Raw genomic sequence first — 15,124 nt, forward strand, 5'->3', positions numbered from 1 at the left:
CAGGCGAAGCCATTCACCAACCCCCTTGAAGCGCTCCTGCCGTTTACGGCATCCCTCACCGCATTTTTTTTGCAACATCACCCTCAGCCAGGAGGGTGATGTGTTTGCATGGTGTTTACCGATCGGTCAGTGCGAGGGTGAGGGAACGCTCTCGTGGAAAGCTGCCCGCTCGATCTGGATGGTGCAGTGATGGATTTCGAATGCATCGCTGACAGCATCCACGACGGCCGCCAACACAGCATCCCCATCTGCAGAATCCCGAACCACTACGTGCGACGTCATCACGTTACTGCCACTGCTGACAGCCCACACGTGCAAGTCATGAACGTCCGTCACGCCATCTACTCCGAGGATGGTGGCCTCGATTGCCGTAACGTCGAGCCCCCTCGGGACACCCTCCATGAGGATCCCCAGGCTTTCGCGAAGCAACTGCCACGTCCGCGGCAGAACCCAAAGGCCGATCGCCACAGCGACAATCGTGTCGACCCAGGTCCAGCCGGTGAAGCGGATGATAAGTGCCGCGATGATTACGCCAAGCGAGCCGAGCATGTCGCTCCAAACTTCGAGGTAGGCTCCTTTGACGTTGAGGCTTTCGTTGCTCGCAGATGCCAGAAGGCGCATCGAAATTAGGTTGATGATCAGGCCGGCGATTGCGATCCACATCATCGCTCCGGTAGCGATCTCCGCCGGCATGAAGAAGCGCTGGTAGGCCTCATACAAGATGTACATCGCCACCAGGAAGAGCAGCACGGCGTTGAACGTCGAAGCCAGAATTTCCAGGCGCGCATAGCCGAAGGTTCTTTTCTGATCCGCCGGCCGCTTGGCTATCTGAAGTGCAATCAGTGAGATCGCCAAGGCGGCAGTATCTGTGAACATGTGAGATGCGTCCGACAGCAGCGCCAGGCTGCCGGTAATCCACGCACCGATCACTTCTGCAATCATGAAGCTGCCAGTCAAGCCGAGCGCCATGATTAGCTTCTTCTGATGCCCCTCGCGTACTGCAGCGCTGCCATGGTCATGATTTGAACCCACGTATTTCTCCTTGCGCAGGGTTGTGGTCTCGTTGGCCTTCCTGTCTACCTAGCCTTAGAGCGTCGCTTGGCCACACTGACTGCAAAATCTTGCTCCTGCACTCAGCAGCGAGCCGCAGGCGGTGCAACCACTCGATAGCGGTGTTCCGCAGTTTAGACAAAAGCGTGCTGACGGATCGTTGGCCGTCCGGCACTGCCTGCAGCCCTGCAGATCTTTGATGGGGGCAGGAGTGGGAGGGCGCCCGCCGTCATACACCTGATTACCGCCGTCGCAGCCCTGCTGCCGGCCATGGCGATCATATTGCTCGGCCCCATGTCCCCCGCTGTGGTGCTTGCCTCCACCGTGGTTTCCACGGCCATGGTGCCCGCCCAGGATGTTTTTGAAAAAGCTCATGGTATTCGCCCCTCATTGATGGGTGACATATTAACGAGCAAAAGTTGAAAATTATGTTCTGCTCGCGAGAAAGACTTGTAAGTTGAATTGAAAGTTCAAAATTAGCCTACGACAAAACGAAACCGTTTTGTTTGTGAAATTAAATTTATCTAGCTGAGCGGAGCATTGCTTTTGGTGGGTAGTATTCCCCTAATTTTGATCATAGCGTGATCAATGACAATCAAAACAGCAGTAATTGGATTTCTGTCAGCATTGTAATCCCGAGGTCATCGTGTCGTTATCAGGTCCCGGAAATAATGCGCTCAGCGAGATTCATTTCTCTTTTTATCCCTATGCCTCACACATACTAAGCGTCCCCAACGCCTAGGGGCCTAAGGCCTCTGACGCTCCGCACATTGCGCAATCGCTCAGCATCTGTCGACGGTTTGCCTTGTAGCTCCCGCTAACTCCATAGCTACCGCCATGGATAAGCAGCTTCCAGAGTTTGATAATGACACCTTCCAAATCCATTGTTCACACCCTGTTAAGCAAATGGATCTTTGCTATTCGCAATGCGCGGCAGAAAGGCATCAGTACTAATTTGCTAATCGGCCTGGTGACTTTTTGGTTACTGCTATTCGCGAACGCTGAGCTCTGGAACGTGCTCTGGAAGCTGGTATTCAAAACCGATGAAGTGAACTGGCAGCTAGCGGCTAGCCTCCCAGTCATAGTATTCGCATGGGTGTTTACCGTTCTGAGCTTGCTGTCATGGGGGCGGCTGGCCAAACCCATACTGTGCCTGGTACTGATCAGCGCGTCTTTTGCGAGTTACTTCATGAATGCCTACGGCATCGTGATCGATTACACAATGTTCACCAACGTTGTGGAGACCGACGTCGCTGAGGCAACCGAGCTGCTGAATTGGAAGCTCGGTCTTTGGGTCGCAATGGTTGGGGTGTTGCCCGTCTACCTGATTGCCCGGGTTCCCCTCCGGCGCAAGCCTTGGGCCAAAGCTTTGGTCAGCAGGTTCATTGCTCTGTCGCTCGCTCTGTTGACCTTATCTGGCATCGCGTTGAGTCAGTACCAGTCGTATGCCTCCTTGCTGCGCAACAATCGGGAGATCCGGCTGATTCTGGTACCTACCAACTTGTTTGCGGCTGGCCATGGGTACCTGAAGCGTCAGCTGGCCTCACCTAAAACGCTGACGGCCATTGGTACTGATGCGGTAGTTAATCGACAGGGTGCGGCTCGTAAACCCAGGCTGCTGGTACTGGCAGTAGGAGAGACCGCTCGCTCCGCCAACTTCTCCCTCAACGGCTACTCCCGTGAAACGAATCCGGAACTAGAAAAGCGAAATGTCATTAGCTTCACGAACGTGAGCTCCTGCGGTACCGCTACCGCGGTCTCGCTGCCATGCATGTTCCTGGACGTGGGTAAGGCCCAGTACAAAGATGGCTTGGCCAAGAGCCGAGAAGGGCTGCTCGACGTGCTTCAACGCGCTGGCATCAGTGTCATGTGGACTGACAACAACTCGGGGTGCAAAGGGGTCTGCGACAGGGTTCCCAACCACAAGGCTGCCTCTCACGCGGATTCCCAACTGTGCACCAGCGAGGAGTGTAAGGACGGGGTGCTGCTCACGGAGATGCAAGACTTCATCAAGCGCCAGGAAGGCGATGCTGTCCTGGTGCTCCACTACAAAGGCAGTCACGGCCCGGCCTACTACAAGCGCTACCCCTCGCAATTCAAGAAATTCGCACCGGTGTGCGAGACCAACGAGCTCGACAAATGTAAGCAGGAGGAGGTGGTCAATGCCTACGACAACTCAATCCTCTACACCGATTATGTGACTGCAAATCTCATCGATATCCTGGCGGCCAACACCAAGTTCGACACTGCGCTGATGTACGTTTCGGACCACGGCGAATCGCTGGGGGAGGGTGGGCTCTATCTACACGGGCTGCCTTACGCGATGGCTCCTGACGAGCAAACAAAGGTGCCGTTGGTACTTTGGATGTCTGACTCGCTCGCGAAGAGCGAAAAGGTCAACGTGGGTTGTTTGAAAGCTCAAACCACGTCACCGCTGAGCCACGACAACCTGTTCCACACCGTGCTCGGCATGATGAACGTCCAGACGTCTTCGTATCGCTCAGCGCTGGATTTCACTGCCCCTTGTAAGCCCTTTGTCGGAGGCTCTTATTCTGGCCTCTGAATGTTCGATGTGGACCGGATCATCGGCCAGGCGGTTCTGCACCAGCCTGCTTTGACAGCTGAGAGAAGCTGGACTAATTACATAGCTGCATTCAACAACCCAAGCGGAAAAGGAAGTTTTGCATGAGCATCAAGCCAGGCCCAAAGCGCACCAATGAAGATGGCACTCCGGACAAAAGGCAGCGAGTCACCCCTGAAAAGCAGAAGGACCATCCGGACCTGAAACCCCACAAGCACAAAAAGGGGGAGTAAGAAAAAAGCAGCTCTCGGGAGCTGCTTTTTTTTTGGGGCTGTGTGCAAACCCTCCCGACCGTCTCGCTGATCAATCGGACCGCGTCGTGAGTCTTCCGCTTGGCTTGATGGATTCTGAAGCTACCTCCGGATCGGTTATCCCTTCAGTGCGGACGACGAGACTGATATCCCAGAGCGTTGAGCTGATACTCGCTGACAGCCCGAAATTGTGATTCTGCGATTTGACGCAGGCGCTCAACCTCTTCGGCAGATGAGCCAGAAGCCTGCGCCTCGTGGTATTGCTTCATCGCATCCACTGCGTCGGTATACATGGGGTGGTCGGGGAGAAGAGCTGGCATCTTTTTCGTCATGTAGCGGCAGGTCCTCACTGGATAGTCGACGGTGGTTTACCTGCTTTGAGGAGCTGAAAATCAATGACCGCCTGATAGAGCGAATCTGCCAATGGGTGAAGACGCTGTACCTCAAGGTCTGGCAATCCAGCAGCCTCCGCTTCGTGGGCCTGTCGGATAGCTTCAAGCGCTTGCCTCATCAGTGGCTCACCAGCCTCGACCATTCCAATGAATGTGCGCTTCACAACATTTTGCTCCATTCAGCTGAAGATGAATTATAGGACACCGCGGCGTGGCAAGGCCCCGAGCAGCATAGGTGTTCGACGCCCGACTGAACGAATCAATGAGGAGCGCGCTGGCCTGGGGAGTGGCCAGGGCGCGTGTCGTAGCTACGTTGTAAACCACTTTTTTTCACTGTAAACCACTGTGGTTACAGTGAAAAAAAGTGGTTTACAACAGGCCTCCTCAGGCCTGAGTCAGCTCCAGCAGATCGCCCAGTTCCTCCCGGGCCATCTTCACTCTATCCATTCTGCGATAAGGATGATCAACCGGCATCCGGATAAGGGATTCGAACCAAGCCGAATCGAATTTGATGACTTCCTTGTGAATGTGCTCAAGCTCACCTCCGCGAGGCTGTGACACTACAAACTCCATGCTTTCAACCAAGCCGGACGCTTCACTGTCTTTGACGATTCGATGGCGGATGAAACTCATTTTGAGATCAAAATATGCCGCCTTCGAACCAGGCACCTTCTTCGATTCCAGCCGACCAGTGCTGCTGATTTCCGCCCCTGGCACCTCAGCGGCAATAGCTTTCACCAGCTCAGCATTTCCAATGACCTTCTGGCCAAACAGGCGGGTGGCGTCCGACATGTAAGCAAAGATCCATGGCACATTGCGAAGCGTCGCGCCGGTATAGAGGTAGCCACGCTCTCCCTTGTAACGCTGCAGCATGCCTCTCAACGCGTTCTCGGAAAGGACCAGTTGGGTCTCTTTCTCCAGGATGTAAACCACGCGATCGAACTGTTCGATCAATAGCTTGAGAATCTTCCGTGGGACGCCGTCAAACCTGGTTTTTCGTTCTGTTTTCTTGTGCTGGCGAGGCTGGAAGTACGGGCAATCGTTACGGGCCTCACTATCAAATGGAGCGATGCCGCGAATGCTCTTAGTAGCATGTTTCCCGAATGGGTTCTTCACGTTAGGCGGTAGCTCATACAGCCCAACCAGCTGGACAGGGTTGTCGCATGCCGGGCATACAGCAAACTGAGCTAGCTTGCCGGCACTTCCAGGCTGGTACCATGGATCTCTGCGGAAGGTCTCGGCCTCGAAACCTTCCTTGTCGATGATCTTGCTTTCTGTGTCTTCGATGCGGACCTTATAGACATCCATCTTTGCTGAAACCGTATCAATAGAGGGTCTCTGGATGGTAACGAGCGAGGATAGGCAGCAGTAGGCCTAACTGACCCTTTTGGTGGTCACCCACTGGTTTGAGGCCCGCCCAAAGCATGCCTGATCGACCTGGGCGGGCCCTAGAAACAACTAACCCCCTGGTGCGCAGTACAGGTCTGGGACCTGCCCGAGGCGTGGGGGCTATTCTTGGAGCGACAGTGACACCGGCTCCGGAGAAAATCAATTGGTTTGTAGAGCAGCCGGTCAGCTAAGGTCAAACCCAGATCCTAAAGGGGAGGCCGATAGCAGCTCAGTCAGCATCATCGGCACCTTCTTCATCTTCATCGGTATCCCCAACACTGAGCCAGTCGTGAAGGTTGTACCGCACGAAGTCTTCCGCATCGAGCATGGTAAAGTCTTGGAGCACCGTGACGTCTGCTCCACCGAAGTACAGCCCATCGTTGAGATTTCTGGCCACCCCGAGCAATTCATTCAGCTGGTCGTGCAGCTCATTTGCGCGCCTGGCGTGCTCTCGTTTGGTCAAAAACCGGAACACCACCTCGTAGGGCTCAGCCGGGTCGCGAATCTCGCCCTTGGGGTTGAAGGAAACCCAAGCACTAGCGAAAAATTGGTTGTTCTGATGGAGGAAATCGTCGACAAGCACGGCGATGCCCTTCATGCCGTCGTCACCTTGGTCTGCCTTCAGGCGGTTGACCAACTCGTCCGGCATCGCAATACGGTTGTAATGGTGGGACATCCAGTATGAGAAATACTGACCGTTTTCTTCGCTCAGCGTGATTACCGGATTTCGGTGGAGCGTCGGAAGCACGGCTCTCTTGGTCCACACACGCTTGTGAATCTTGAGCTCCAAAACCTGCTTTTCCGCGTGCTGCAGGTGCAGCGTACGTGGATTGAGGGCGTGCAGCTGCTTATCAAAGGCCTTTTTCTTTACCTTAACGGCAATCCACTCTATCCACGGCGCATCACAAAGGTTGCGTGCATGCACCGTGCAGGAATGGGAGGCCAACATCCAATAAGCTGGAGCCACCCCCTCGAATTGGCCTTTCAGGACCTCCTCGGATATGTGTTCAATCAAGGCGTCACCTGAGACGGTATCTCCTTGCAGCCAACCAGCAGCGCTAATGGCACTTACGATCTCTTGCTCAGGTGTATCAGCCATAATCAAACCAAATTCGAACCGCCCGATTTTTCTAACCTGGCGATGGTTTTGAGGTCCCTATCACGTAGCTGCTGCGCCTTGCCAGCCAACTCCGCAACCATTCCGTACACACCTTTAGCGCCATTTCGATTCCACGCTTCATCCGAAAGCGCATCCTGAATCAGGCGGCCATCGGCGGTTGGATAGAAAAGCACCCGATGCAGATACTGCGCTTCTTCGGCGTTAACTTGGCGCAACGCCTCAGTTAAAGCCGCAAGCCTCTCGGGAAAACCAGTGGCGGTTTTTCCAGTCCGCCAATTGTACACGGTCTGACGAGACACGTTGAAGATCTGCGCGATGGAGCTATCTGACAACTTGAAGTCGCTCCTAAGCTCCTCGATTAAGGCCGGCGCTACGTCTTCGGTAACATTGGCATCCTGGCTGGTGTCCACCTCGGTCCAGGCACCAGCATGCACGCCATGAAAGCTCATGCCTGCTGAGCCGATAAGTTGTGGATAGGGCAGGGAGGCAGTCCCAGGAGCGACTACTACCGAAACGGCCAGCATCGCTGTGAAAGCAATCGCCAATACAGGGTTTGCTGTCGTGCTACCTACACGCGGAGCAATTTCAGGGTTTTCCCAAGTAGAAGATCTGCTTACAGCAGCCCCGGTAGGATCAATCCATTGCCCATTCATTGCTGTAGTCATTTCGCCTTCCCCCAAACCTCAAAGGCATGATCTTTCGCGACTGTCCTAAAAGCAAAGTTAGCAGTCTTATGCAAACCGTCGAGTCTCGTGCAGATCTCCTCGGTTCCCAGTCGTTCGGCTAACTGCAGCGGCCAATGCGCATCCGTATCGAGAAGAGCACCATTTTCGCTAACAGGCACAAATGCACCTTGCAGAGGAGCACCATGCTTGGATGAATTCCTCGATTGCTTAGCAATTTCGAAAACCATGGCCGGCTCGACCAAATCTTCCGGTATCCACATACCAGTCTGCCGCCAGCATCTGATGTGCAGATACTCCGGATCTAGATGGTAGGTGGTAGTAGAGATTCCAAGCTGCTCCTTGGGGACTTTCCCATGCGCCGCTAGCTCATCGCATTTAAGTGGGAGCATGGCTTCCGGAAGGTAGTCGGCTAGGGTCTCACCTTCAGCTGGTTCAATTTTATCGACGTACCGCATCCCGATAGCGGTGATATCCAATGCACCTGCTTGCCCTACCAGCGCCTCAATGCACTCACGGAAAAGCGCTAAGTGGTTATCAAAATGAAGATAATTTGTGCTTTGCAGGATCATGTGATCCATGGCCAGCACGCACGCGTAGTCAGCATCCCGATTAAGGAACGCCCAAGAATTCGGTTCTCCGCTGTGCATCACTCCAGGCGGCACGCCCTTGACCATCTGGAAGAAGCCCGGGAGGGTCTGACGGATCGTGTGCTGAATGTCTGGGATCAGCTTTGGCAGCTTAAGAATCGGGGCAAATCTGATTACGCTCAACGCATAGATAAGCGGCGCCCTTGCTAAGACCCCTTCGCGTTCTGACATGTTAACTCCTCCACCGCGCCCAACGAGGGACCGGATTCTACATCATTTGACAAATCCTTTGACAAGAACTGTATAGCAGGGCCTTTCGATTTGACAAGCGGTCCCCGTGAGGGATGGAGTGCAGAAAACGCCTCCATCAGGAGCTTACTCGTCATTCCAGAAAAGCCTCTACAGACACCATCGCTAAGCCTCTGAGGAAGCACGAATTTTTAATCAGAGCTCTTCCTAGCAGTGAGAAGAAACTCAACGAATCGTCACCAGATAGCTCAATCCAGGGGAACGCTTGCTCTGATGGGGTGGTTCAGAAACGTGCTGTCTGGTCCAGATTTCTCATCTACGAAGAGCACGAAGAGCTCTTGGATCCAGAGTTTGAGGCCGTGATTGGCTGAATGGAGAGGTCGGAAAGAGGACGGGTGATCCAGTGAAGCACAAGCGCAGTCAGGAGGCTTGCGATGGTGTTCACTGAGATTGAGACGAGAGCATTCCGCATTTTGGAGAGTCCATTTTTTGAAGTGGACCTCTATTTAATGCGCATAAACTGTGTGTCACCACCACCCGCAGAAAATTTCGTCACGCCCCAGAATGGGAATTTGCATTCGGGGCGCACCACGATTCATCTCGTGCCAGAAGCCGCCTGCAGTGCAATCAATTGGCGAGCCAAGACTCGACTACCTCAGCGCCATACTCGTTTTTCCAGGCCTTAAGCGTACGCTGATTACCACCCTTGGTCTCAACAACCTCTCCGCTGTGTGGATTCTTGTAGACCTTTACTTCGCGTGGTTTCCGAGAGGTTTTTGGGGCCATATCAGTGGAAGCCACCGCTTGCGGATCGAGGATCAGCACCACTTGGCGCAGGCCGTAGCCATACTCGTTGAGCAAACTGCGCAGCTTCGTTTCAAATTCCATTTCCTGCTTCAGGGCAGAGTCATTTTTCAGCGCTTCCAGCTCCGCCAGTTGGGCTGCGAGCTGTTGTTCGAGCAGGCGGAATTCAGCGAGACGGGACATAAGATTCTCCAAAATGGGTTCGATGATTTTAGCAATCAAGAAAGAAAGCGTGCTAACTATCTTGATCCCACATGCCTGAATCGGCAATCACGAGGCTGAGCGATCGGTGTGGATAAAAACGTGATGGCTTCAGGATCGTCGATCTGGGCGGCTTCACTTGCGAGGTAATCGATCAGCTTTTTGCTTCTTACCCAAACGTACTGCCGGCAAGCCGCGTTTGGAATGGATGGCCCCGCAACGGGGCGAAACCTGGCCTCCCAAAGGTGCTTGAACGCCTCCCTGGTCGACTTCCCCAAATACACCGCAATCTCCGGTCCCAAGATATAGCCACGCCTGAATCTGTCGATGGCTTGAGGCTTAACCATCAATTGCGTACGCCGGCCTCGTTCGACAGCAGTGCTCCATAGCAGACCCAGTCGAACGAACGCGTATGCGCATTGTTCTTTGACGCCTAACAGCGCAGCAGCCTTGACTACCGACAGGCCGGGAAAGACCGGACTCTTGTTCTCAGCTCGGGCTTGTTGCCACGCTGCAAAATCTTGCGGCTTGAGTAACCACGCCCCTACCGCAACCGAGCCATTCTCAGCTGGGCCGTAAGCGCGAAGTTCACCTGCACGTATTGCCTGAACCAACTCGACCAACCCACCCCCCTTGGGCAGAGAATGCTTGGCCAAGTAGTTGATCGACACCAGGCTCTGGTCAGAGCTGGTAGGCAGCTTCTCATCAATCAATTCGTTGATCGAGCGGCAGTCAATCAGCCACCTTTCGCCTGGGCGCGGTTCTCCACCAAAGAACTGGAGGGTACCACCAGCTAGCAGCTGCCTAACCCGATTGCGACAGAGGCTTAGCAAAGTCGAGGTTTCTTTCATATCAGCCACGCCCTGGAGATGCTGCGAGATTGCCTTCAAATGATCCAGGTCCACGACCGTAAAGACTCGATCTTCATGGACCTTCTCCCGATAGGCGATTTGTCCCTCCTGATGAAGGCGTTTTATGACTGATACCCCGAGACCACAAGCTTCAGCAGCAGAATCGAACGACACCCAACGATGTCTCTCAATCGTCTCCTCACTCAAATTGCGATTTCGCTTCGCTAACGGTGCTTCCCACGCATGCTGCAGAAATGATTCGAACTCTCGACGAAGAAAGTCAAAACAAGAGTCATCCAGATCACGGTGGATGTCGTGGTATATCGGGCCGAACGATCTGCTGAGCGTCCAATGTTCGTTATCGGAATGGACTGCCTTGAGGCCACTCAGCAGTTCTCTGAATGCGAGAGGCCAGTTCATGAGAACCACGCCCGCCGCGTTTGCCATAAGCCGCGATATCTCTAGCGAACCCGAATCAGCAACCTTCAGCGGCTGGGTTCTTTCCGTAGGCAAACTTCTGACAGCGAGACGCGATGACAACTCGTGAAACTGTTCGTAGGTGAGGGCCGCCAATCCCGCGTCAGCTGGCAACGAGTCGGCGTAAAACCTATCTTCAAAGCCAGAGGTGAGCCAGGCGGCCGTATCACTCGCCGGCGCGATCTCAAAATTGGTCCCACTCAATGAGGTGCCACACGCTTGGCAACTATTCGCACTCATTGCGCTTGGATCGGTTTCCTTCAGACAGTTGGGGCACCGCCCGTGGAGTTCAGTGCCGTGGACAGAACACGTCGTAACCAGGGTCAAGCCCCAGCTTTCTCTCCAATAACCGGCTTCGCCCAAACAGATCGGACAGTAACGAGCGTGATGAGTCGTCCATAACTTGACCCCCTTGGGCCTTGGATCACGAAACTCAGCAGATACCGCAGGCCAGCTCAGTGGTCCTTCCATCATCTGCAGCCAGTCCGCAACATCGGTCTCGTCGGCTCGTGCAAAGGCGGTGAGCAGTTCCTTTCTGGGTAATCCGTTGGCTTTCGCCAGGCGCTGCAGGTACCCCAAAAGACTTTCGTCTTGGTGTGGTCGTGGGTTGATTAAAAGACCAAACATTCCTACACATCCATGAAATCGAAGACATAAAAATCAGGGGAGTAGAGCCGGGCCGATAAGCCCGGCCCTTGGCCGTCAGGTACTGCTCTCTTCGAACGTCTCAAACGGCTCCCGCTTCCCGAACAGAGGCTGGAAATTGAAGCTCGCACTGAAGGGGTTTCGATCCTCGGTGGCGTAGCTCCAAACCTCGTCTTCAAAAGCCTGGGCCAGCACAGGAAGTTCAATCCCGACAAGGTCCTGGACTTGAACCAGCCAAACAGCCCTGTCCACAATCTTGATGAGGTAGTCGATCAATCCATAGGAAGCCAGGTAGAAGCGTTTAATCATCGCTGGCTCTACAAAACTGATGGTTTGAACAGGCAGTTCGCCCTCGATTGCCTGCAACAACATCACGAAATGAAGAGACGTATTAGCGGAGAAGGTGAAGCGATCGTATGCCACCGTGGCCGAAAACCTGCGTCGCAGTTGCTCGTTTGCTAGCAGGAGATTTTCGGTGCGCTTCAGCCCAATCAGAACAAACGCGATACTGGTTTCATTCATCAGACTCTTGATCCAGTCTGCTGCCTCATACGCACCATTACGACGATAATCGACCAGGTGCTGCGCCTCATCGAGGACCAACATCTCCACGCCAAGGTTCTTCAGCAGCAGGACTACTCGCGCAAATTTAACCTCTGCCGAATGTCCTCGTGCCTCTGCGAAGGGATCCTTCAGCTCTGCCAAAATGGCTGCTGCCAGGTTCTTTTTGGTTGGAGACGAAGGCATCTCGACGAACAGAACTGTCCGCTTCTGTGGGTCATGGCTCTCCAATTCCTCCAATGACCGAATGTACTCCTTGACCAATGTGCTCTTGCCCACTCCGCTTGGACCTTGGATCAGCAACCCTTTACTTGCTCTGGTACGCCGACTATCGCCGTGGATATCGCCTAGTCGCGTCAACGCTCGCTCGACTTGAGGGCTGTGAATAAAACGATCGCGGAGCGTAAAGCTGTATTCACCATGCTCGTAGCATTCGTACAGATTGATGGCGTTCATGGCTTAGAACTCCCAGCAGGGCGACGAACCGAGACCTTGAAGGCTGCTGGCGGAATGTTAGGAATAGAGTCACCGGTCCATTCCACTTCAGCGAGTACCTTGGGTGGAGGCGTGCTTTCGGTCACTCGACCCTCCTTGTCGATTTTCGCTATGGCAGCTGCGCGTCGTTTTCTGAGCGTCTGCGAACGGCGGGCCTCGTCTGCATCTTCCATAATTTCCTGGTAGCACCTGTGCGTAGCCTCGAAGCTAGGCTGCTCATTATATTTTTCTCGCAGCGCTTTCTCGGCAGCCTTCCACACCTCCCTGCTCTTACCGGCCATTCGCTCATCTTTGGCGGGCACTTTGAAGAACAAGTTTCTGAAGCGGTCGTGAACCCAAACGTGCCCGGCTTCGTCTCGATAGCGGACGTTTACCTTTTCTCCGTCTGCCAAACGCATACGGAGCTCAGCAAGTTCCGTAGAGTGGTAGCCCACTTTGGCAACCTCGATGCCGTAATGGTGAACCTTCACCGAGGCCCGCTTGGCCAGAATGCACTCCAACGAGTCCAGGTCGACGGGAAGGCTGATGACATGGTTCGCCTCGCTAGTCCCCCAGACTTGAGCCGGTGTTCTGTTGTCCAGCCCCCGATGAGGAGTCTGGTGGTAACCATCGACGATCCATTTCACTACCACCGCCTCCAATTGAGGGAGCGTGAAACATGCATTCTTCTCCGAGTCGTAATCGCCACGCTGCTGGATATTCGAGAAGGTGGTACCCGGGAGGTTGTGGATAAGCCCCAGGTTCTGTGTGCTGAAAAAGCGTTCGACGGCACCTTTCCTTTGAGGGGCCCTTGAAGCGGGATACATGATCTCGATACCCAACTCGTTGAATCCCATGATGAGATCGCCCGCGTGAAATTCCGCTGCGTTGTCTGGGACTATTCGAGCCGGCAGCCCACGTGCCCACCATTCATTTCTCACTTTCGGAAAGCGCTTCAGCAATTCGGCTTTTGGACGGATTGAGCGTTCGATCACACGAAGCACGGTTTCCGTATTTGGCGCCGACAGGTGGAGCAAATATCCCATCACCATTCGAGAGAAGCGGTCGAGGACGATCGTCAGATAGGGGCGCCCAATGCACAGCCCCGAGGTTTCATCCACAAGCTGGACGTCCAACAAGGTGTGATCAATTTCCCAACGTTCCAAAATCTCATGGACACGTAGGACACCCGCCGCAACACGGTGCTTCTTGTCTGCTGCGTGTTTTCCGAGCCTCTCCTTATCCACAAGGTACGGATCCAGCTTGGCGATGTACCTTCGGACAGTCATTCCGCTTGGGATCTTGAGCTGATCCGAAGGCAAACGACTTTTGTTCCTCTCTTTTATCTGATCTTCGAATTCTGAAACGACCACGCTGACCGCTGGAATCGTATCCTGCAGGTAGGTTTTATTAATCACCCCTTCAAGAATAACTTCGAGCTCTCCCTGTATCGCGGCAGCCCGACCCTTTTTGGCATGCTGAGGGATAAGCTTTACTACGTTCTGGCCAATGTATTTGGCTGCCCAACGTCGAATAGTGGAAACCGAGGGTGCGCACGCATCCCCAATCTTTTTGGCGATATCTCTAAGTTTCTTGATCATGTCTTCGTCACCCGGTAGCTTGTATTTACCGCGCTTAGTTAGGTCGTCCAGATACTTGCGTCGACGCAATGCCTCATCTCCATGTTTTTTGGGGAAGCATGAAATATCTGGAGGGACGTTCCGCACATACGGAACCTTCCCAAGGTATGGCTGATCAGCGGAGATCTCGATCTCGCGCTTCTCGTAGGCCTCATAGAACTCCTTCTCGGATAGCTTCGTGGGCTCACCAAGCTCATCGAAAAAGAGCAGCTTCCGGTCAATAAGCCTCTTCTCAAGCACCATCAGTACGCCACGAACGATGACGACCAATTTCACCCTAAGGGAAAAGGTTTGCATGACGGTGCCCCCCTTGCAGGAAGACCGGGGAGTCAGTGTCAATTGACCTATCAAGGTCAATGCCCACCACCCCAAGGCCTAACAAGCGCCAGGCTTTCCCCTCACCAACCACGTAGAGCAGATCTGCAACGGTCATAGGCGGCCATTCGTTGAAGGTCGCCATTACCTCCTCCAACGCCTGATGCGAAAGCTCTGGACCGCGCCGGTGATACATCAGCCTTCTAAGATTGGTAGCCAGGGGTTCAGCTTCAATTAACTTTTCAGTGATCACCGAAAAGTTACGGGCAGTGGCGTTGAAGTAGCGCTCAGCGGCATCCAGTCGCTGCCTGACGCTGGCAATCTTCAGTCGGTCGTGAGGCTTCACTTCAAACCACCACTCGCGCCCATCCGCGAGGAAAACCTGTACGTCTGGGTAATATTTGAAGTAGCCCTGGAGCGATGGAACACGTTCCTCACTGGGCTGCGGGACGTAGCCGATGACCGCAGGAGACAGCTCAAGAAGCCGAAAAAGAGCGCCTTCGAGCTGGGACTCCCAGGGCACAGGCTTTTTATTTTTGAGCGATGGGAAGTAGCCGCGGTAATGGTTGGACCGCCGCGTGACCACCTTTCGTACTGTCATGAAACACCTCCGAAAATCTCGAAACGAGCGCCGACGCTGCGCCAAAAAATCAAGGCGCAGGGCGGGCGAAGTGAGGCCTTTCGACAGGCAACACTGTGCCGTCGAGTAACCTCGCTAAGGTCGAAAAAATGGGAGAGGATTGACAGTCGCTTCGAAAAAGCAGACATTGCGGGTTCTGAGGACGCAAGTCTGCTTCGCTAAGCGCGGTCAGTCCTCTCGGGATTGATCGCGTTTTTCTACATTTTCAGGT

Annotated in this window: 15 protein-coding genes; 2 read left to right on the forward strand and 13 right to left on the reverse strand. The window is 54.0% G+C overall.

Features of this window, described 5'->3' with window-relative positions:
• Positions 1-126 precede the first annotated feature (126 nt).
• Positions 127-1,032 (reverse strand): cation diffusion facilitator family transporter, encoded by a 906-nt coding sequence (locus tag V3W27_RS00660; RefSeq protein ID WP_010951438.1) that lies wholly within the window; start codon positions 1,030-1,032, stop codon positions 127-129.
• Between the two features lie 54 nt (positions 1,033-1,086).
• Positions 1,087-1,425 carry a zinc ribbon domain-containing protein gene (locus tag V3W27_RS00665; RefSeq protein ID WP_079732563.1) on the reverse strand — a complete coding sequence of 113 codons (339 nt, stop codon included), beginning with the start codon at positions 1,423-1,425 and terminating at the stop codon, positions 1,087-1,089.
• A 490-nt stretch (positions 1,426-1,915) separates the two neighbouring features.
• Here V3W27_RS00665 and V3W27_RS00670 point away from each other — a divergent pair, with 490 nt between their 5' ends.
• Together V3W27_RS00670 and V3W27_RS00675 are read left to right on the forward strand one after the other, a co-directional pair.
• Positions 1,916-3,613: a phosphoethanolamine transferase gene (locus V3W27_RS00670; RefSeq protein WP_003298414.1), complete on the forward strand. Its 1,698-nt coding sequence runs from the start codon at positions 1,916-1,918 to the stop codon at positions 3,611-3,613.
• 122 nt (positions 3,614-3,735) lie between these two features.
• On the forward strand, positions 3,736-3,864 hold the full coding sequence (locus tag V3W27_RS00675; protein ID WP_003253468.1) for a hypothetical protein: 129 nt from the start codon (positions 3,736-3,738) through the stop codon (positions 3,862-3,864).
• Positions 3,865-4,007: 143 nt separating this feature from the next.
• Here V3W27_RS00675 and V3W27_RS00680 read toward each other — a convergent pair whose 3' ends face one another.
• The 11 genes from V3W27_RS00680 to V3W27_RS00730 form a co-directional block, all read right to left on the reverse strand.
• Positions 4,008-4,214, reverse strand: a complete 207-nt coding sequence (locus tag V3W27_RS00680) for a hypothetical protein (protein WP_003298411.1) — start codon at positions 4,212-4,214, stop codon at positions 4,008-4,010.
• A gap of 14 nt (positions 4,215-4,228) precedes the next feature.
• Positions 4,229-4,438, reverse strand: a complete 210-nt coding sequence (locus V3W27_RS00685; protein WP_003298409.1) for a hypothetical protein — start codon at positions 4,436-4,438, stop codon at positions 4,229-4,231.
• A gap of 220 nt (positions 4,439-4,658) precedes the next feature.
• Positions 4,659-5,582, reverse strand: coding sequence for a hypothetical protein (locus V3W27_RS00690; RefSeq protein WP_010951435.1), 924 nt, complete (start codon positions 5,580-5,582; stop codon positions 4,659-4,661).
• A gap of 310 nt (positions 5,583-5,892) precedes the next feature.
• Positions 5,893-6,762 (reverse strand): hypothetical protein, encoded by an 870-nt coding sequence (locus V3W27_RS00695; protein ID WP_016497350.1) that lies wholly within the window; start codon positions 6,760-6,762, stop codon positions 5,893-5,895.
• A gap of 2 nt (positions 6,763-6,764) precedes the next feature.
• Positions 6,765-7,448: a transcriptional regulator gene (locus V3W27_RS00700; protein WP_126404318.1), complete on the reverse strand. Its 684-nt coding sequence runs from the start codon at positions 7,446-7,448 to the stop codon at positions 6,765-6,767.
• Positions 7,445-8,287: a TIGR04255 family protein gene (locus tag V3W27_RS00705; RefSeq protein ID WP_330205729.1), complete on the reverse strand. Its 843-nt coding sequence runs from the start codon at positions 8,285-8,287 to the stop codon at positions 7,445-7,447. The genes V3W27_RS00700 and V3W27_RS00705 overlap by 4 nt, the downstream gene beginning before the upstream one ends.
• A gap of 645 nt (positions 8,288-8,932) precedes the next feature.
• The gene (locus V3W27_RS00710) at positions 8,933-9,292 is read right to left on the reverse strand and encodes a histone-like nucleoid-structuring protein, MvaT/MvaU family (protein ID WP_010951431.1); all 360 of its coding nucleotides are present in this window, start codon (positions 9,290-9,292) and stop codon (positions 8,933-8,935) included.
• Between the two features lie 56 nt (positions 9,293-9,348).
• On the reverse strand, positions 9,349-11,265 hold the full coding sequence (locus tag V3W27_RS00715) for a TniQ family protein (protein ID WP_010951430.1): 1,917 nt from the start codon (positions 11,263-11,265) through the stop codon (positions 9,349-9,351).
• A 75-nt stretch (positions 11,266-11,340) separates the two neighbouring features.
• Positions 11,341-12,300 (reverse strand): TniB family NTP-binding protein, encoded by a 960-nt coding sequence (locus tag V3W27_RS00720; protein ID WP_010951429.1) that lies wholly within the window; start codon positions 12,298-12,300, stop codon positions 11,341-11,343.
• Positions 12,297-14,255, reverse strand: a complete 1,959-nt coding sequence (locus V3W27_RS00725; protein ID WP_016497347.1) for a DDE-type integrase/transposase/recombinase — start codon at positions 14,253-14,255, stop codon at positions 12,297-12,299. Before V3W27_RS00725 ends, V3W27_RS00720 begins: the two co-directional genes overlap by 4 nt.
• Complete coding sequence (locus V3W27_RS00730) at positions 14,236-14,874, reverse strand: TnsA endonuclease N-terminal domain-containing protein (RefSeq protein WP_011953077.1); 639 nt, start codon at positions 14,872-14,874, stop codon at positions 14,236-14,238. Before V3W27_RS00730 ends, V3W27_RS00725 begins: the two co-directional genes overlap by 20 nt.
• Between the last annotated feature and the right edge of the window lie 250 nt (positions 14,875-15,124).

Origin of the sequence: Pseudomonas sp. AM14(2022) (assembly GCF_036346455.1) — a bacterium.
Taxonomy (GTDB): Bacteria; Pseudomonadota; Gammaproteobacteria; order Pseudomonadales; family Pseudomonadaceae; genus Aquipseudomonas; species Aquipseudomonas putida_A.